This window comes from Erythrobacter cryptus DSM 12079, assembly GCF_000422985.1.
Lineage (GTDB): Bacteria > Pseudomonadota > Alphaproteobacteria > Sphingomonadales > Sphingomonadaceae > Erythrobacter > Erythrobacter cryptus.
Genome location: NZ_AUHC01000001.1, coordinates 105,452 through 122,961, shown reverse-complemented (window position 1 = coordinate 122,961; position 17,510 = coordinate 105,452). Strand labels below are relative to the sequence as shown.

Annotated in this window: 16 protein-coding genes and 1 tRNA gene; 15 read left to right on the top strand and 2 right to left on the bottom strand. The window is 68.1% G+C overall.

All coding sequences use genetic code 11. The annotated features are described in order from the left end of the window. The 6 genes from G524_RS0100605 (at position 1) to ychF (ending at position 5,035) form a co-directional block, all read left to right on the top strand. Positions 1-960, top strand: coding sequence for a TraB/GumN family protein (locus G524_RS0100605; RefSeq protein ID WP_084625014.1), 960 nt, complete (start codon positions 1-3; stop codon positions 958-960). Positions 961-1,069: 109 nt separating this feature from the next. Further along, positions 1,070-1,678, top strand: a complete 609-nt coding sequence (locus tag G524_RS0100600; RefSeq protein ID WP_027441961.1) for a 50S ribosomal protein L25/general stress protein Ctc — start codon at positions 1,070-1,072, stop codon at positions 1,676-1,678. An 87-nt stretch (positions 1,679-1,765) separates the two neighbouring features. Further along, the gene (gene pth, locus G524_RS0100595) at positions 1,766-2,347 is read left to right on the top strand and encodes an aminoacyl-tRNA hydrolase (protein WP_027441960.1); all 582 of its coding nucleotides are present in this window, start codon (positions 1,766-1,768) and stop codon (positions 2,345-2,347) included. Positions 2,348-2,466: 119 nt separating this feature from the next. Then, the gene (locus G524_RS16175; RefSeq protein WP_051220795.1) at positions 2,467-2,730 is read left to right on the top strand and encodes a PEP-CTERM sorting domain-containing protein; all 264 of its coding nucleotides are present in this window, start codon (positions 2,467-2,469) and stop codon (positions 2,728-2,730) included. A 141-nt stretch (positions 2,731-2,871) separates the two neighbouring features. Continuing rightward, positions 2,872-3,867 carry an SDR family oxidoreductase gene (locus tag G524_RS0100585; protein ID WP_051220794.1) on the top strand — a complete coding sequence of 332 codons (996 nt, stop codon included), beginning with the start codon at positions 2,872-2,874 and terminating at the stop codon, positions 3,865-3,867. A gap of 67 nt (positions 3,868-3,934) precedes the next feature. Further along, the gene (ychF, locus tag G524_RS0100580) at positions 3,935-5,035 is read left to right on the top strand and encodes a redox-regulated ATPase YchF (RefSeq protein WP_027441957.1); all 1,101 of its coding nucleotides are present in this window, start codon (positions 3,935-3,937) and stop codon (positions 5,033-5,035) included. A 9-nt stretch (positions 5,036-5,044) separates the two neighbouring features. On the opposite strand, the gene mutL is transcribed toward ychF, so the two are convergent. Then, positions 5,045-6,934, bottom strand: a complete 1,890-nt coding sequence (gene mutL, locus G524_RS0100575) for a DNA mismatch repair endonuclease MutL (protein ID WP_027441956.1) — start codon at positions 6,932-6,934, stop codon at positions 5,045-5,047. A 204-nt stretch (positions 6,935-7,138) separates the two neighbouring features. Here mutL and G524_RS0100570 point away from each other — a divergent pair, with 204 nt between their 5' ends. The 9 genes from G524_RS0100570 (at position 7,139) to G524_RS14540 (ending at position 16,014) form a co-directional block, all read left to right on the top strand. Continuing rightward, a complete protein-coding gene (locus tag G524_RS0100570; protein WP_027441955.1) occupies positions 7,139-8,182 on the top strand; it encodes a rod shape-determining protein in 1,044 nt (347 codons plus the stop codon). Positions 8,183-8,233: 51 nt separating this feature from the next. After that, positions 8,234-9,205, top strand: coding sequence for a rod shape-determining protein MreC (mreC, locus tag G524_RS0100565; protein ID WP_027441954.1), 972 nt, complete (start codon positions 8,234-8,236; stop codon positions 9,203-9,205). Next, entirely contained in the window at positions 9,202-9,759 is a 558-nt protein-coding gene (mreD, locus tag G524_RS0100560) for a rod shape-determining protein MreD (protein WP_245561247.1), read from the top strand. Before mreC ends, mreD begins: the two co-directional genes overlap by 4 nt. Further along, complete coding sequence (gene mrdA / locus G524_RS0100555) at positions 9,759-11,894, top strand: penicillin-binding protein 2 (protein WP_027441952.1); 2,136 nt, start codon at positions 9,759-9,761, stop codon at positions 11,892-11,894. The genes mreD and mrdA overlap by 1 nt, the downstream gene beginning before the upstream one ends. Beyond that, complete coding sequence (rodA, locus tag G524_RS0100550; RefSeq protein WP_027441951.1) at positions 11,891-13,024, top strand: rod shape-determining protein RodA; 1,134 nt, start codon at positions 11,891-11,893, stop codon at positions 13,022-13,024. Before mrdA ends, rodA begins: the two co-directional genes overlap by 4 nt. Positions 13,025-13,145: 121 nt before the next feature. Next, positions 13,146-13,221: transfer RNA gene (locus G524_RS0100545), tRNA-Lys, on the top strand. A 134-nt stretch (positions 13,222-13,355) separates the two neighbouring features. Next, positions 13,356-14,603 (top strand): 3,4-dihydroxy-2-butanone-4-phosphate synthase, encoded by a 1,248-nt coding sequence (gene ribB, locus G524_RS0100540; protein WP_027441950.1) that lies wholly within the window; start codon positions 13,356-13,358, stop codon positions 14,601-14,603. Positions 14,604-14,608: 5 nt separating this feature from the next. After that, complete coding sequence (gene ribH / locus G524_RS0100535; RefSeq protein WP_027441949.1) at positions 14,609-15,028, top strand: 6,7-dimethyl-8-ribityllumazine synthase; 420 nt, start codon at positions 14,609-14,611, stop codon at positions 15,026-15,028. Positions 15,029-15,615: 587 nt separating this feature from the next. Continuing rightward, entirely contained in the window at positions 15,616-16,014 is a 399-nt protein-coding gene (locus tag G524_RS14540) for a MarR family winged helix-turn-helix transcriptional regulator (protein ID WP_051220793.1), read from the top strand. A gap of 50 nt (positions 16,015-16,064) precedes the next feature. Here G524_RS14540 and eno read toward each other — a convergent pair whose 3' ends face one another. Continuing rightward, positions 16,065-17,351 (bottom strand): phosphopyruvate hydratase, encoded by a 1,287-nt coding sequence (gene eno, locus G524_RS0100525; protein ID WP_027441948.1) that lies wholly within the window; start codon positions 17,349-17,351, stop codon positions 16,065-16,067. Positions 17,352-17,510 lie beyond the last annotated feature (159 nt).

Genomic DNA, 17,510 nt, shown 5'->3' with positions numbered 1-17,510 from the left:
ATGACCGCATGGCGCCGGGGCGGGTGGATCGCGGCGGCCCGGCGGGGGTTGCGCGCCCTGCTCGCCCATCCCCTCCGCGCGTCGCTGGCCCGCGCCCTCGCCCCAGCCCTCGCGCTCGCGCTTGCCGGGTGCAGCGGCGCTCCGGCGGGGGGCACCGCCGATGCCCCGTCGGCAAGCCCGCTGCTCTACGAGCTTGCCGCAGCCGATGGGAAGGTCGAGGGCTGGATGATCGGCACCATCCACGCCCTACCCCCCGGCACCGCGTGGCGCACCCCTGCGATCGGCCGCGTCATCGACGCGGCCGATCTGCTCGTTGTCGAGATCGGCCCGCCCTCTCCTGGCGACCGCGATGCCTACGGCGCGCTGGCGCAAAGCCCAGGCCACCCGCCGCTCGCTGCGCGCCTTCCGGCCGAGCTGCGCCCTGCACTGGCCGCGCTGCTGGAGCGCGGCGGGTTTGATGCGGATGGCTTTTCCACCGAGGAGACCTGGGCCGCGGCGCTGGCGCTTGCCCGCATCGATGCGCCGGGCGATCCGGCGCTGGGGGTGGACCGGGCGCTGATCGCAGATTTCGCCGGACGCCCGGTGCACGAACTTGAAGGCCTGCGCGGCCAGCTTGCGATCTTCGACCGCCTGCCCGAGGCGCAGCAACGCGCGCTCCTTGCCGGCGTGGTGCGCGAGAGCGCGCGCCCCGGGCGCGATCCCGAGCGACTCCAGCGCGCCTGGATCGCGGGAGATGCCACCGCGATCGAACAGGCGACCCGCGAGGGCTTTCTTGCCGATCCGGCGCTGCGCGAGGCATTGCTGGTGGCGCGCAACCGCCGCTGGGCCGAGGCGATCGCGGCGCTGCTGCAAGAGCCCCCGCGCCCCCTGATTGCGGTTGGCGCTGCCCATCTGGTCGGGCCGGAGGGGCTGGCCGCTCTGCTCGAGGCCAAGGGCTATCGCGTCCGCCGCCTGCCCTAAAGCGGTTGCCTTGGCGGCCATCTGCCTCTAAGGGGCCGCGCTTCGGCGTTCCGGTCATCCCTGGAGGCGGTTCGCCGGCTTCATCAACCCGCATTCGAAAGGCACACGTATGAGCGAGACTCTTACCCTGCCGGCCGAAGCGCGCGAACGGGCTGGCAAGGGAGCCTCCCGAGCACTTCGCCGCGAAGGCCGCACGCCCGCCGTGATCTACGGCGGCAAGGAAGAACCCACCCTGATCCATGTCGAGCAGAAGGAACTGGTCCGCCTGCTGATGACCGGGCACTTCATGAACTCGATCGTCAATATCGAGATCGGCGGCAAGACCATCCGCACCCTGCCCAAGGACGTGGCCTTTCACCCGGTGACCGACCGGCCCACCCATGTCGATTTCCTGCGCCTGACGGGCGATGCCAAGGTGGAAGTCGCGGTGCCGGTGGTGTTCATCAACGAGGACAAGTCGCCCGGTCTCAAGAAGGGCGGCGTGCTCAACATCGTGCGCCACGAGCTTGAACTGGTGTGCCCGAGCGATGCCATCCCCGACGAGATCCTCATCGATGTCACCGGCAGGGACGTGGGCGATACCATCCACATCAGCGATGTGACCTTGCCCGCGGGCGTGACCAGCGCGATCACCGATCGCGATTTCACCATCGCCACGCTGGTGGCCCCCTCGGGCCTCAAGAGCAGCGAGGCCGAGGCCGAGGCGGCATCGGAATAACCTCGCCGCGCCGCAACGCGATAAGCGCCGGGCTTCGCCAGAGGCCCGGCGTTTCGTTTTGCGGAGCGCAAGGCTAGAAGGCCAGTCATGCAGCTGTGGGTCGGCCTCGGCAATCCCGGACCGCGCTATGCGCTCAACCGGCACAATGTCGGCTTCATGGCGCTCGACGTGATCGCCGAGATGCACGGTTTCGGCCCGGTGCAGACCCGGTTTCAGGGCTGGGTGCAGGAAGGGCGCATCGCCGGGCACAAGGTGCTGCTGCTCAAGCCCGCCACCTTCATGAACGAGAGCGGCCGCAGCGTCGGCGAGGCGCTGCGCTTCTACAAGCTTGCCACCCAAGCGCTCACCGTGTTCCACGACGAGCTCGACCTGGCGCCCTTCAAAGTCAAGGTGAAGCAGGGCGGCGGCCATGCCGGGCACAATGGCCTCAAATCGATCGACCAGCACACCGCCAGTCTCGGCGCGCCGGCCTATCGCCGCGTGCGCATCGGCATCGGCCATCCGGGGCACAAGGACCGGGTGACGGGGCACGTGCTCGGCAATTTTGGTCGCGACGAACAGGACGATCTGGCCGCCATGCTGGGCGCAATCGCGGCCGAGGCCGAATGGCTGGCCAAGGGGGATGAGGCGCGCTTCATGAGCGATGTCGCGCTGCGCTTGCAGGGATAGGCCTTGCGTCCCGGACTGCCCCAGCCCGGGACAGGGACAGACAAGGCCCGTTCGCCGGCGCGGCCCTTGGCTTAGCGTGCCAGGTCACAGCTTGTGATCGATCGGGGACACTGCCAGCCATGCGCGCCATTCTTGCCAATGCCTCCCGCACCGCGCTTCTGGGCGCGCTCGCGCTCGGCGCTTTCGGCCTTGCCGCTGCGCCCGCCCAGGCGATGAAGGAGCCGCCCAAGGAACCGGTGAGCAGTAGCAGCTCGTCGGGCGGATCTTCGGGCGGCAGCTCGGGCGGCACGGCGGTGCCTGAACCTTCGAGCATGATGCTCTTCGGCGCCGGGGCGGCGGCCTTCATGATGGCGCGCCGCCGCCGCGCCGCAGCCAGGGCCTGATCGCCCGCTGACCAGCACGGCCGGCGCGGCGCCTTGAGCCACGCGCCGGAACCTTGCCCGCTCCTGCCGCTTGAGGCTTGCAGATCGGCGCCGAGCCAATAGGCTTGGCGCCGTCTTGCCGTTGCCCAAGGGATCTGCCGCATGAGCCTTGATCGTCGCACCCTGCTTGCCGGTGCCGCCGCCACCTCTGCCCTGTTCACCGCCGCGCGCGCCCGCGCGGCCGAGCCGGTCTATCGCCCCGATCTCGACCTTTCCGGCAAGAGCGTGCTCATCACCGGCTGTTCCTCTGGCTTCGGGAGGCTGGCCGCCGAACTGCTCGCACGCCAGGGCGCCAAGGTCTTTGCTACCATGCGCCGCCTGCCCCGCAGCGAGGCCGACGCTCTTCGCATCCTTGCGCTCAACGAGCGGCTCGATCTTCAGGTGATCGAGATCGATGTCACTTCCGATGCACAGGTGGCAGAGGGCGTAGCCCTGGCCGAGCAGGCCGCCGGCGGCGCGATCGACGTGCTCGTCAACAATGCCGGGATCGGCATCACCTCGCCGGTCGAGGTGCAGGACATGGAGGCAACGCGGCTGATCTTCGACACCAATGTCTTCGGCCCCCACCGCATGGCCCGCGCGGTGCTGCCCGGGATGCGCAGAAAGGGCGCGGGGCAGATCATCCAGATCTCGAGCCAGCTTGGCCGGGTGATCACGCCCTATTCGGGGCATTATTCGGCCACCAAGTTCGCATTGGAGGCGATGAGCGAACAGCTCGCCTACGAACTGGTGCCGCACAAGATCGACGTCTCGATCATCGAGCCGGGCGGCTATCCCACCAGGGTGTGGGTCAACCGCAATGCCTATTCGCAGGCGCTCAAGGACAGGGCCGAGGCGCGTCACACCGAGGGCTATCCGCAGCAGGTCGCCGCGATGGGCACCGAGGATGGCTCGGGCCGCAGCAATGATCCGATGGACGTGGCCCGCGCCATCGCCGCGCTGCTTGCCCTTGCCCCCGGCAGCCGGCCGCTGCGCCTGCCGGTCTCGCCCGGCAACAAGCCGCAGGTGCCGATCAACGAGGTCAGCGCCCGGGTGCAGACCGAATGGCTCGGCCCCTCGCGCGCCGGGCCGCTGGTGCGCGCGGTCCACGAGCGCTGAGGCACTAGCCAGCCCGCAAGCCCGCCGCTAAGGGGCTGCGCTTTGCCACCAGCCAAGAGTTTCGATCATGGGATTCCGTTGCGGGATCGTCGGCCTGCCCAATGTCGGCAAGTCCACTTTGTTCAATGCGCTCACCGAGACCCAGGCTGCCCAGGCGGCCAATTACCCCTTCTGCACCATCGAGCCCAATATCGGTCAGGTCGCCGTGCCCGATGAGCGCCTCCACAAGATCGCCGCGATCGCCAAGAGCGCCAAGGTGATCGCAACGCAACTCGGCTTTGTCGACATCGCCGGCCTCGTCAAGGGCGCGAGCAAGGGCGAAGGGCTTGGCAACCAGTTCCTCGGCAATATCCGCGAGGTCGATGCCATCGTCCATGTGCTGCGCTGCTTCGAGGATGATGACATCCAGCATGTCGCCAACAAGGTCGATCCGCTTGCCGATGCCGAGGTGGTCGAGACCGAGCTGATGCTCGCCGATCTGGAGAGCCTCGAAAAGCGCGTGCCCGCCGCGGCCAAGCGCGCGACCGGCGGTGACAAGGAAGCCAAGGCCATGGCCAGCGTGCTCGGCCAGGCGCTCGAACTGCTGCGCGCGGGCCGGCCTGCGCGCCTGACCGAACCGAAGGACGATGAGGAAGCGCGCCTCCTGCGCCAGGCCCAGCTGCTCACCGCCAAGCCCGTGCTTTACGTCTGCAATGTCGGCGAAGCCGATGCGGCGAGCGGCAATGCCCTTTCGCAACAGGTCTTTGCCAAGGCCGCAGCCGAGGGCGCCGAGGCGGTGGTGGTCTCGGCCGCGATCGAGGCCGAGCTTGCCGCCATGCCCGAGGCCGAGCGGGGCGAGTTTCTCGAGGCCCTCGGCCTTGCCGAAAGCGGGCTTTCGCGCGTGATCCGCGCCGGATACAAGCTTCTGGGCCTCAAGACGTTCTTCACCGCCGGCCCCAAGGAAGCACGCGCCTGGACGTTCCCGGCAGGGGCCAAGGCCCCGCAATGCGCCGGCATCATCCATTCCGATTTCGAGCGCGGCTTTATCCGCGCCGAGACGATTTCCTACGAGGATTACATTGCCTTCGGCGGCGAGGCGGGCGCGCGCGAGGCCGGCCGGCTGCGGCAGGAAGGCAAGGACTATGTGGTTGAGGACGGCGACGTGATGCTGTTCCGCTTCAACGTCTGAGCCTCGCGCTCAGTGCCGCCCGAACAGCTTTTCGACGTCTGCCATCGACAGCTTCACCCAGGTCGGGCGCCCGTGGTTGCACTGGCCTGAGCGCGGTGTGGCTTCCATCTCGCGCAAGAGCGCGTTCATCTCGGCGACGCTCAAGGCCCGCCCGGCCCGCACCGAGCCGTGGCAGGCCATGGTGGCGAGCACGTGATCGAGCCGCTCGGCGAGCAGCAGCGCACCGCTGTCTTCCTGCGCGCCGTGCCGGGCAATGTCATCGGCAAGATCGCGCAGCAGCCGAGCGGAATCCGCCTCGGCGATCGGCGCGGGCAGCGCGCGCACCAGCATCGCCGCGGGGCCGAAGCGCTCGATCACCAGGCCATAGCGCGCCAGCCCCTCGGCAGCTTGCTCGAGCCGGTCGCAATCAAGCTCGTCCAGCTCGACCACATCGGGCACCAGCAGCGCCTGGCTGCGGCGCAGGGCTGCGTCCGCGCCGGCGGCGCGCAGGCGTTCGAGCACCAGCCGCTCGTGCGCGGCGTGCTGATCGACCAGCACGAGCCCATCGGCCGCCTCGGCGATGATATAGGTGTTGGCCACTTGCCCGCGGGCGATGCCGAGGGGGTATTGGCGCGCCTCCTCAGGCAGCGGCGCGGACGGTTCGGCACGGCCCTGCGGCGCTGCCGCCGCGAGCGGTGCCGGCGCCTGCCAGGCCGGGCGGGCCTCGCCCACTCCGGGGCGCGCCGCGCTCCAGTCGCGGCCCGCAAAGATGCTCTGGAGCACCGGCGCCCCAGCCGCTGACGCCTCCTGTGCCGCCGGCGCCTCCTGTGCCACCGGCTCGGCCTGCCAGCGCGCCATTGCCGCACGGTCAGGCCCCTGGGCGCTGCGCCGGTCGCCGGTGGCGAGCGCCTGCCTTAGCCCCGAGACGATGAAGCCGCGCACGCCGGCGGCATCGCGGAAACGGACCTCGGTCTTGGCCGGGTGGACATTGACATCGACATCCTCGGGCGGAAGCTCGAGAAACAGCGCCAGCACCGCGTGGCGATCACGCGCCAGCATGTCGGCATAGGCCCCGCGCACCGCCCCGGCGAGCAGGCGGTCCTTGACCGGGCGGCCATTGACGAACAGATATTGGTGATCGGCAACGCCGCGGTTCCAGGTCGGCAGTCCGGCAAGGCCCGAAAGGCGCATCACCCCGTGCGGGGTTTCGCGGGTGCATTCAATGGCAAGCGCATTGTCCTTCATCTCGGGCGCGACGATCCGGGCGATGCGGGTGGCCATGTCCTCGCCCGCCTGCAGCGCCAGCACCTTGCGCCGCGCGCCCTCGGCCAGGGTTTCAAGGGCAAAGCCGATCCCGGGACGGGCCATGGCAAGGCGCCGCACCACATCGAGGCAGGCGGCATATTCGCTGCGGGCCGAGCGCAGGAACTTGCGCCGCGCGGGCACCTTGGCGAACAGCTCCTCGACCCGCACCCGCGTGCCCGGGGGCACACCGGCGGGGCCATCAAAGACCAGCGCGCCGTGATCGACCACCCGGCGCCAGCCCTCGCCCGCCCCGGCCGGGCGGCTTTCGATGGTGAGGCGCGCAACGCTGGCGATGCTGGGCAGCGCCTCGCCGCGAAAACCGAGGCTCATCACCCGCTCGATCGCGCCGTCCGCGCCGATCAGCGAATCGGGGAGCTTGGAGGTGGCATGGCGCTCGAGCGCGAGGGCGACCTCGCCAGGCGCCATGCCGCAGCCGTCATCGACCACCTCGATCGCGCCAAGCCCGCCTTCGGCCAGCACCACCCCGATTCGCCCTGCACCGGCATCGATGGCGTTCTCGATCAGCTCCTTGAGCGCCGCGGCCGGGCGCTCGACCACCTCGCCCGCGGCGATGCGGTTGACCAGATGGACAGGAAGGCGGCGGATTTCGGGCATTTGTCGCACGCTAACGCGCACCTGCCGCGATTTCGAGGGCAGGCGGGCGGAAATCACCAGCGCGATGGACAAATATTTTGGCGTTTTGCGCGCGGATTCGCTAGGCGCGGCGCTTGATGCAACCACCGGGCCGGATCTCCCGCCGCCGCCGCCTCGGCACGCGGGAAGCGGCCCCACCCTGCCACCACCGGAACACCACCCAAGATGAGCTTCCTTTCCAATCTCTTCAAGTTTCGTTCCCACAACCTCGCGATCGATCTCGGCACCGCCAACACGCTCGTCTATGTCCAGGATCAGGGGATCGTGCTCAATGAACCGAGCGTGGTCGCGATCGAGACGATCAACGGCATCCGCCGCGTGAAGGCCGTGGGCGATGATGCCAAGATGATGATGGGCAAGACCCCGGACAGCATCGAGGCGATCCGCCCGCTGCGTGACGGGGTGATCGCCGACATCGAGGTCGCCGAGCAGATGATCAAGCACTTCATCCAGAAGGTGCACGGCAAGAAGAGCATGTTCCGCTATCCGGAAATCGTGATCTGCGTGCCTTCGGGCTCCACCTCGGTCGAGCGCCGCGCGATCCGCGATGCCGCCTCCAACGCCGGGGCTTCGAACGTGCATCTCATCCTCGAGCCGATGGCCGCGGCGATCGGGGCGGATATGCCGGTGACCGAGCCGGTGGGCTCCATGGTGGTCGATATCGGCGGGGGCACCACCGAAGTCGCGGTGCTCTCCTTGCGCGGGCTTGCCTACACCACCTCGGTGCGCACCGGGGGTGACAAGATGGACGAGGCGATCGTCTCCTACGTGCGCCGCCACCACAATCTCCTGATCGGCGATGCCACCGCCGAGCGGATCAAGAAGGATTACGGCATTGCCGTCACCCCCGAGGACGGGGTGGGCGAGACCATCACCTTGAAGGGCCGCGATCTCGTCAATGGCGTGCCCAAGGAAATCACCATCAACCAGGCGCATATTGCCGAGGCGCTGTCCGAACCGATCGGCGCGATCGTCGAGGGCGTGCGCATCGCGCTCGAGAACACCGCACCCGAGCTGGCTGCCGACATCGTCGATCAGGGCATCGTGCTCACCGGCGGGGGCGCGCTCATCCGCCGGCTCGACGAGCACCTGCGCGAGGAGACGGGCCTTCCCGTCTCGGTCGCCGAGGATCCGCTCACCTGCGTTGCCATCGGCACGGGCCGGGCGATGGAAGACCCGGTCTATCGCGGCGTGCTGATGACCGCGTGAGCCGGTTCGGCAATGAGGCCGGGCTGATCTGGCAGAAGGGACGACAAGGCCATGGCGCCCCCCGCTAAGCGCCTTTCGGGCTTTTCGAAGAAGGCACAGTTCTCGCTGTTCACCGGCTATCTCATGGCCGGTGCGGGCGCCTTGCTGGGCCTGGTGCTGCTTGCGCTCTCGCTGTGGCAGCCGGCCGCCTTTGCCCCCTTGCGGAGCGCCGCGCGCGATGTGGTCGCCCCCGCCGGCGAGGTGAGCGCGGCCACCCGCGGCGGCGCGCAGGGACTTATCGCCGGCATCGCCGCCTATCTTGACGCCGGGCGCCAGAACGCGCGCCTACGGGCCGAGGTGGAACTTGCCCGGGTGCGCCTCGCCGAGGCCGAGGCGATCAAGGCCGAGAACCGGCGCCTCAAGGGCCTGCTGGGCCTTGCCGACGATCCGGTGCGCCCCGTGGCGACCGCGCGGCTCGTCGGCTCGAGCGCCACCAGCGCCCGGCGCCATGCCTATCTGGGCGCAGGCTCGCGCCAGGGGGTTGCGCCGGGAATGCCGGTGGTCTCCGATCGCGGCCTCATCGGGCGGGTGCTCGAGACCGGGCTGATCTCCGCGCGGGTGCTGCTGCTCACCGACAGCGAGAGCGTGGTGCCGGTGCGCCGCGCCCGCGACGATGTGATCGCCTTTGCCGAAGGGCGGGGTGACGGGATGCTGCGGATCCGGCTGGTCAATCTCGGGGTCAACCCCCTGAAGCCGGGCGACCTCATGGTGACGAGCGGTGCCGGCGGCTATTACCGGCCCGGGGTGGCGGTGGCGGTGGTGGCGCAGCTCACCCCGGATGGCGCGATCGCCCGGCTGGTGGCCGAACCTGCCGCGACCACCTATGTCGCGGTCGAACCGATCCATCAGCCCGCCGCGGTGGCGGTGCTCTCCGGCGCCCCGCTCAGCGCTGCCGATGCACCGCAGACCCCGCCGCGCCCGGCCTCATCGCCCGCAAGCGGCGCGGGGTCTGCGCCCCCATCGGCAGAGGCGGCCGGGGAATGATGGCCACGCGTGGCCCACGGGCGCGGGGCACCACCTATCGCCAGCAGATCAACCGCGCGCCCTCACCCTGGCGGGTGCACAGCGTGCCCTATCTCTCGATCATGCTCGCCTCGGCCCTGCCGGTGCTGCTGATCGCCGACGTGATGCCGCTTGCCCCCCCGCTCGGCTTCATCATGCTGCTGGCCTGGCGCCTGGTGCGCCCCGGCCTGCTGCCGCTGTGGGCCGGGCTGCCGCTCGGCGCCTTTGACGATCTGCTGAGCGGCCAGCCCTTCGGTAGCGCCATCCTGCTGTGGTCGCTCGCCATGATCGCGATCGAGCTGATCGAGGCGCGCTTTCCCTGGCGCGACTTCTGGCACGACTGGTTCACCGCCGCGGTGCTGCTTGTGGCCTATTGGCTCGCCTGCCTGCTGCTGTCGGGCGCGCCGGTGACCAGGGAAATGCTTGAAGTGGCCTGGCCGCAGGCCTTGCTGTCGGTGCTGCTCTATCCAATATTGGCGCGCATGGTCGCCCGTCTTGACCGCTTCCGCCTCGCCCGGGCACGCAGGATCGACTGATGAAGATCCCGTTCCTGTCGCGCGGAGCCGAGCGTCCCGCCCGCCATGTCAGTGCCTCGATCCTGCGCAGCAGTTTCGAGCGTCGCGCCGTGCTTATCGCCGGGATCCAGGGCGGGATCGGGGTGCTGCTGGCGCTGAGGCTCGGCTATCTCGCGGTGGCCGAGAACGAGAAATACCGGCTGCAATCCGAAAGCAATCGGGTCAACCTCACCCTGATCCCGCCGCGGCGCGGCTGGATCCTCGATCGCAACGGCGCCCCGCTCGCCTCCAACCGCGCCGATTTCCGCGTCGATGTCATCCCCGAGCGCCTGAGCGACCCGGAAGGCACGATCGACCAGCTCGGCGAGCTCCTCGCGCTGGCGCCCACGCGCATCGCCGACATCAAGCACAAGCTCGCAAGCGCGCGCGGGTTTCAGCCGGTCGAGGTGGCAAGCGGGCTTGATTACGAAAAATTCGCCGCGCTCAGCGTGCGCCTGCCCGATCTGCCGGGGGTGGTGCCCCAGCGCGGCTTCTCGCGCTTCTACCCCACCGCCTCGAGCGTCGGCCACCTCATTGGCTATGTCGGCCCGGCCTCGGCCGAGGAATACGAGAAGGACCCCAATCCGCTGCTCTACACACCGGGCTTCAAGATCGGCAAGGATGGGCTTGAAAAGCAGTTTGAAAAGCAGCTGCGCGGCATCCCCGGCGCGCGCCGGGTTGAGGTCACGGCGGGCGGGCGGATCGTGCGCGATCTTGAAACCCGCGAGGACGTGCAAGGCAAGGCGGTGCGCCTGACCATCGATGGCCCGCTGCAGGACTATGCCGCGCGCCGCATCGGGCTTGAAAGCGGCTCGGTGGTGGTGATGGACTGCAACACCGGCGACCTTCTGTGCATGGCCTCGATGCCGAGCTTTGATCCCAATTCCTTCTCCGACGGGATCGGCGGGGTGGAATATGCCATGCTGCGTGAGGACGAGCGGGTGCCGCTGCGCAACAAGGTGTTGAAGGGCCTCTATCCCCCCGGATCGACGGTCAAGCCGATGGTCTCGATGGCGCTGATGGAAGCCGGCATCGATCCGGAGGAAACCGTGTTCTGCGGCGGCGGGCTCAGGGTCGGCAACCGGGTGTTCGGCTGCTGGAACCGGCGCGGCCACGGCCAGGTCAACATGGCCAAGGCGATCTACCAGAGCTGCGATGTCTATTTCTACGCCATGGCCCAGCGGATCGGCATGGACCCGATCGCGGCGATGGCGCGGCGCTGCGGGCTTGGGCAGGAATTTCCCTTGCCCGTGATCAGCCAGTTTTATGGCACCGTGCCCGATCCGGCCTGGAAGCTGAAGAAATGGGGGCGCGAATGGCAGACGTTCGACACGGTCAACGCCACCATCGGCCAAGGCTACATGCTTGCCAATCCGCTGCAATTGGCAGTGATGGCGGCGCGCCTTGCCACCGGCCACCACGTGATGCCGCGGCTCACGCTCGACACGCGCCCCAAGGGGTTCGACACCATCGACTTTCCCGCCGAGCAGGTCGCCTATGTCAGGAAGGCGATGAGTGACGTGGTCAACGGTCCGGGCACCGCGGGGCGGGCGCGCCTGCCGATCGAGGGGGTGCAGATGGCGGGCAAGACCGGCACCGCGCAGGTCGTCTCGCTGTCGATCTCCAACGGCAAGTCGGGCCCGTGGAAATACCGCGACCACGGGCTGTTCATCTTCTTCGCGCCCTATGACAATCCGCGCTATGCCGGGGCGGTGGTGATCGAGCACGGAGGCGGATCGGGCGCGGCCTATCCGATCGCGCGCGACGTGATGACCTTCATGTTCGATCCGGCCAAGGGGCTCGAGGCGCTGCGCGCGCTCGAGCAGCAATGGGGCGGCACCGCGCAGCAGCGGCTCGAGGCGCGCTATGCTGCCTATGCCGCCGCGCGCGGGGCGACCATCATCCGCCCGCCGCGGCGCGAGCAGGAGATCTTCGATCGGGTCGAGGCCGAGGCGCGGCTTGCCGCGGCCCAATCCGAGGCGATCGCCGAACAGGTGATCGCGCCGCGGCCCGAGGCCAATCCTGCCGCCTCGCCCCAGCCGGGCGAGCCTGCCCCTGTGGCCGAGGCCACGGCCGCAGCCCCCTCCCCGTCCCCGCCTGCGGAGGGCAACCGATGAGCACCCTTGCCGCGCGCGGCATCGTGCCCGAGCCGATCGCCCGCCAGCCGTGGGAGATGCTGATCCCGCTGCTGCTGCTCACCGGCTTTGGCGGGCTGGTGCTCTATTCGGCCGGGGGCGGGGCGATGATGCCCTTTGCCCTGCCGCATTTCCTGCGCTTTGCCGTGTTCGCGGTGATGGCCGGGGTGATCGCCGCGCTCTCGCGCCCGACGATCGACATGCTTACCTATCCGGCCTATCTCGCGGTGCTGCTGATGTTGCTCGCGGTCGAGATCGTCGGCGCGGTTGGCGGGGGAAGCCAGCGCTGGCTCGAGGTCGGGCCGATCCGCATCCAGCCTTCCGAGCTGATGAAGCCCGCGGTGGTGCTGGCGGTGGCGCGTTTCTATGCAATGCTGCCCGCCGGGATGATCGGCACCTGGCGATCGGTGGTGCCCGCCGGGGTGCTGATCGCCCTGCCGATCGGCCTGGTGCTGATGCAGCCCGATCTCGGCACCTCGGTGGCGATCGCCTTTGGCGGGGTGGTGGTGATGTTCCTTGCCGGCCTGCCCCTGTGGTGGTTCCTGCTCGCCGGCGGCGCGGCGGTGGCAGCAGCGCCGCTCCTCTATTTCTTCGCCCTCCACGATTACCAGCGCGCCCGGGTGACCACCTTCCTCGACCCCGAGAGCGACCCGCTCGGCGCGGGCTATCACATCGCCCAGTCGAAGATCGCGATCGGCTCGGGCGGGATCTTCGGCAAGGGCTTCAACAACGGTACCCAGAGCCATCTCGACTATCTGCCCGAACCGCACACCGATTTCGTCTTTGCCACGATGGCCGAGGAATGGGGGCTGGTGGGCGGGCTGTTCGTGCTGGCGATGTATGCCTTGATCTTGAGGTGGGGATGGAAGGTGGCAGGCGAGGCGCAGGACCGCTTCAGCGCGTTGCTTGCCGCCGGGGCAACCGCGACGATCTTCTTCTATATCGCCATCAATCTGCTGATGGTGATGGGCATGGCCCCGGCCAAGGGCATCCCGCTGCCGTGGATGAGCCACGGCGGTTCCTCGATGATGACCAACATGATCTGCATCGGCCTCTTGATGATGGTCAACCGCTGGAACCGCGAGGCCCCGCGGCGCGGCCTTGTGACGTGATCGGGCAAAGCGGCGAATAGCCCCTTGCCATCGCGCGGCAAGGCGCTAAATGCGAGCGCCTCACGCGAATCGGGCTTGGCGCCGCGGCGCCGGCCCTCGCGCTTTCCGACCGGATCGGAATGGACGCATAGCTCAGTTGGTAGAGCAGCTGACTCTTAATCAGCGGGTCCTAGGTTCGAGCCCTAGTGCGTCCACCATCCGCACCCAGCCTCTCCCCTCAACCTTGCCAGTCATCGCTGCGCAGAACGCGCTGTGGTGCGCGGCGTCCGGCGCATGCGAGCGTGGCGCTCACCCGCCTTGTCATCACACCCCAATGTGATATGGCCGTTCCATGAACACATCGGTCATCACACGCATTCGCGATCTCGTCACATCGGGCAGCATGACCCGCGCCGGGCTCGCGCGCGCTGCCGGGCTTCATGCCAACACCTTGCGCGATTGCACCGAGCCGGGCTGGAATCCCACCGCCGAGACCCTCGCCAAGCTCGAGGCGTTTCTCGAGGCCACCAGCGATCGTCCGGTGCTCGCCAGCATCGAGGAGATCATCGACGAGGCGCGCAACGGGCGGATGTTCATCCTCGTCGATGACGAGGACCGCGAGAACGAGGGCGACCTTGTCATCCCGGCGCAGATGGCCACGCCCCAGGCGATCAACTTCATGGCCACCCACGGGCGCGGGCTCATCTGCCTTGCGCTCACCCGCGAGCGGGTCGAGCAGCTCGCCCTCACCCCGATGAGCCGCACCAACCGTGAGGCGATGCAGACCGCCTTCACCGTCTCGATCGAGGCGCGCGAGGGGGTGACCACCGGCATTTCCGCGGCGGACCGGGCGCGCACCATTTCGGTCGCGATCGATGCCAGCAAGGGCCCGGATGATATCGTCACCCCCGGCCATGTCTTCCCGCTGATGGCGCGCGACGGCGGCACGCTGGTGCGCGCCGGCCATACCGAGGCGGCAGTGGATATCTCGCGCCTCGCCGGGCTCAACCCCTCGGGCGTGATCTGCGAGATCATGAACGAGGATGGCACCATGGCGCGGCTCGATGATCTCATCAGCTTTGCCCGCAAGCACGATCTCAAGATCGGCACCATCCGCGATCTCATCGCCTACCGGATGCGCCACGACCACCTCGTCGAGCGCCTGTCCGAGCGCGCCTTCACTTCGGACTATGGCGGGCAATGGCGGCTCATCACCTATCGCAACCGGATCGAGGGCAACGAGGCCTATGTGCTGCAGAAAGGCCATGTCGTGCCCGGCGAGCCCACCCTCGCCCGTGTTCACCCGATCTCGGTCTTCGATGATGTGCTCGGCCGGCCCGGACCGAGGAAGCGCACGCTCCAGCGGGCGATGCAGGCGATCGGCGCGCATGGCTCGGGGGTGATCGTGATCCTCACCGGGCGCATCGGCACCGGCGAATGGCAGCCGGGCGAGGAACAGCGCAACATCGGCATCGGCTCGCAGATCCTTGCCGATCTGGGCGTGACCGAGATGATCCTGCTTTCCAACAGCCGTCCCGATCTGGTGGCGCTTGAAGGCTATGGCCTTGCCATCAAGGACTTCCACCCGATTCCGGAGTAACCCCAATGGCCGATATCCTCATCGTCGAAGCGCGCTTCTATCCCCACCTCAACGATATGCTGATCGCCGGGGCGCGCGGCGTGCTCGAGGCCGAGGGGCACACAGTCGAGGTGCTCACCGTGCCCGGCGCGCTCGAGATCCCGGGGGCGATCGCGCTCGCGGCCGAGGCCGATCGCTATGATGCCTTCGTTGCCATCGGGGTGGTGATCCGCGGCGAGACCTATCATTTCGAGATCGTCGCCGGTGAAAGCGCGCGCGCGATCATGGCGCTGACGATGGACGGCATCGCCATCGGCAATGGCATCCTCACGGTCGAGAACGAGGCCCAGGCGCTGGTGCGCGCCGATCCGGCGCAGAAGAACAAGGGCGGCGAGGCGGCCAGGGCCGCTCTGGCGCTCATGGCGCTGCGCGAACGCTTCGGCTGAATGCCTATCCCTGATTCTCTTTACGCAGGCGTTGAGGGTAACCCCCATTCCTGTCATTCACGGCCTGTAAGGATTAGCGATCTAAGTTAATCGATACCTTCTATGTTCCCACCGCAGTTGGATGCCAAACAGGTGGTGTGTCTGGGCGAGGGGGGAAGTTGTCATGGTCGACAGAGAAAACCGACGATTGGCCCTCAAGATTGCCACGATCCTCGAGCAACAACTCGCGGCGCTTGACGCAATTGGTGCGCATGTTCCAGCGGCTTACGTCGATGCAGCCATCCAGCACCTCCATCGGAATCACATAAAGCGTTAATTTCGCGGATGAACCAGAGCTATATCGTCGATCAGCTCGGCCGAAAACTGGATCAGTATTTTTGCTTAGTTAGCTTGGACATTGCCTTCGATGGGAGCGAGGTTCTACAATTAGACCGAGTGGACGGGGCAGCTGTGGGAGCGCAAGCATGGATATCTCCGACCAAGAGCAGTTCGGCCTTGCATCGGCGAACGCATCAGAAACCAATTTCTCCTACGAGCCCTTAATCACGGAGTTGCTGGACATCGCAGAACGACTGCGTGAGGCAAGTATGGCTGGAGCATCATCGTCGCGCCCAACTGCTGCTCGGCAGGAATCTGGGGCGCAGTCTTCGCTCCTCGTCCTTGCCCGCAAGCTCTATGCGCTCAGGCGCAAGCGCGCGGCGATCTTCGGCGAGGCCGACCTCTTCGGCGAGCCGGCCTGGGATATCCTGCTCGATCTTTACATCGCCCATGGCGAGGGCAAGCCGGTCTCGGTCTCGAGCGCCTGCATCGGCTCGGCTGCACCCTCGACCACCGGGCTGCGCTGGCTCGGCATCCTTGTCGATGCCGGGCTGGTGCTGCGCGAACACGATCCGGCCGATCAGCGCCGGGTGCTGGTGCGCCTCAGTGCGCGGGGGCACACAGCGATGGAGCGCTTCCTCGCCGCTGCCGCCGCCGCGCTCGGCTAGGGCGCGCCCCTCGGCAGCGCCGCTCCCTCGCTCCCTCGCAAGCCAGCCCGTCAGGCGCGCGCGCCGAAGCAGGCCCGCCCGGCATAGGCGGCGCTGTCGCCCAGCTCCTCCTCGATACGGATCAGCTGGTTGTACTTGGCCAGCCGGTCCGACCGGGCCAGGCTGCCGGTCTTGATCTGGCCGCAATTGGTGGCCACCGCCAGATCGGCGATGGTGGCATCCTCGGTCTCGCCCGAACGGTGGCTCATCACGCAGGTATAGCCCGCCCGGTGCGCCATATCGACCGCGGCGAGGGTTTCGGTGAGCGTGCCGATCTGGTTGACCTTGACCAGCAGCGAATTGGCAAGGCCGCGCGCGATCCCCTCCTTGAGCCGCGCCGGATTGGTGACGAACAGATCGTCGCCGACGAGCTGCACCTTGCTGCCGAGCCGGGCGGTCAGCGCGGCCCACCCGGCAAAATCATCCTCGCTCATCCCGTCCTCGATCGAGCGGATCGGATAGTCGGCGCACAGCTTGGCAAGATAATCGGCCATCTCCTCGCCCGTGAGGCTCAAGCCCTCGCCCGCGATCGCGTAGCGGCCCTCGCGGTAGAACTCGGTTGCCGCGCAATCGAGCGCAAGCACGATATCCTCGCCCGGGGCAAAGCCGGCCTTGGCGATGCTTTCCATGATGAGGTCGAGCGCGGCGCGGGTGCTGGCAAGGTTGGGGGCAAAGCCGCCCTCATCCCCCACGCTGGTCGAAAGCCCCTTTTGCGCCAGGCCCTTCTTGAGCGTGTGGAACACCTCGGCGCCCCAGCGCACCGCCTCGGCCAGGCTCTCGGCCCCCACCGGCATGATCATGAATTCCTGGATGTCGATGGGATTGTCGGCATGCTCGCCGCCGTTGATGATGTTCATCATCGGCACCGGCAAAAGGTGCGCCGACACCCCGCCGAGATAGGCATAAAGCGGCAGGCCCCGGGCATTGGCCGCGGCCTTGGCCACCGCAAGGCTGGTGCCGAGCAGGGCATTGGCGCCGAGGCGCCCCTTGTTGGGCGTGTCGTCGAGCGCGACGAGGGCAAGGTCGATGTCGCGCTGGTCCTCGGCATCGAAATGGCCGGTGAGCAGATCGCGGATCTCGGTGTTGACCGCCTCGACCGCGCGCAGCACCCCCTTGCCGAGATAGCGCGCCGGATCGCCATCGCGCAGTTCCACCGCCTCGTGCGCGCCGGTCGAGGCGCCCGAGGGCACCGCCGCCCGACCGAAGCTGCCATCCTCAAGCAGCACATCGACCTCGACCGTGGGATTGCCGCGGCTGTCGAGGATCTCGCGGGCGTGGATGTCAATGATGGCGGTCATGTTTGGCTCCCGCAGGAATGTGTTGTAGGGTTCTAAGACACTTTGGACGCTGCGATTCTGGGATCGCCCGCGCGCGCGCCGTCCCTATGCGCCGCCACGCCGGCGCGCAAGCGGGGGGTGCATCCGGGTTCCCGCGCGGGGATCGGCAGCGCCCGCCAC

Excerpts from the sequence above, each read along its gene's own strand:
- G524_RS0100605 (WP_084625014.1), top strand. The coding sequence starts at position 1 with ATGACCGCATGGCGCCGGGGCGGGTGGATCGCGGCGGCCCGGCGGGGG.
- G524_RS0100600 (WP_027441961.1), top strand. The coding sequence starts at position 1,070 with ATGAGCGAGACTCTTACCCTGCCGGCCGAAGCGCGCGAACGGGCTGGC.
- pth (WP_027441960.1), top strand. The coding sequence starts at position 1,766 with ATGCAGCTGTGGGTCGGCCTCGGCAATCCCGGACCGCGCTATGCGCTC.
- G524_RS16175 (WP_051220795.1), top strand. The coding sequence starts at position 2,467 with ATGCGCGCCATTCTTGCCAATGCCTCCCGCACCGCGCTTCTGGGCGCG.
- G524_RS0100585 (WP_051220794.1), top strand. The coding sequence starts at position 2,872 with ATGAGCCTTGATCGTCGCACCCTGCTTGCCGGTGCCGCCGCCACCTCT.
- ychF (WP_027441957.1), top strand. The coding sequence starts at position 3,935 with ATGGGATTCCGTTGCGGGATCGTCGGCCTGCCCAATGTCGGCAAGTCC.
- mutL (WP_027441956.1), bottom strand. The coding sequence starts at position 6,934 with ATGCCCGAAATCCGCCGCCTTCCTGTCCATCTGGTCAACCGCATCGCC.
- G524_RS0100570 (WP_027441955.1), top strand. The coding sequence starts at position 7,139 with ATGAGCTTCCTTTCCAATCTCTTCAAGTTTCGTTCCCACAACCTCGCG.
- mreC (WP_027441954.1), top strand. The coding sequence starts at position 8,234 with ATGGCGCCCCCCGCTAAGCGCCTTTCGGGCTTTTCGAAGAAGGCACAG.
- mreD (WP_245561247.1), top strand. The coding sequence starts at position 9,202 with ATGATGGCCACGCGTGGCCCACGGGCGCGGGGCACCACCTATCGCCAG.
- mrdA (WP_027441952.1), top strand. The coding sequence starts at position 9,759 with ATGAAGATCCCGTTCCTGTCGCGCGGAGCCGAGCGTCCCGCCCGCCAT.
- rodA (WP_027441951.1), top strand. The coding sequence starts at position 11,891 with ATGAGCACCCTTGCCGCGCGCGGCATCGTGCCCGAGCCGATCGCCCGC.
- ribB (WP_027441950.1), top strand. The coding sequence starts at position 13,356 with ATGAACACATCGGTCATCACACGCATTCGCGATCTCGTCACATCGGGC.
- ribH (WP_027441949.1), top strand. The coding sequence starts at position 14,609 with ATGGCCGATATCCTCATCGTCGAAGCGCGCTTCTATCCCCACCTCAAC.
- G524_RS14540 (WP_051220793.1), top strand. The coding sequence starts at position 15,616 with ATGGCTGGAGCATCATCGTCGCGCCCAACTGCTGCTCGGCAGGAATCT.
- eno (WP_027441948.1), bottom strand. The coding sequence starts at position 17,351 with ATGACCGCCATCATTGACATCCACGCCCGCGAGATCCTCGACAGCCGC.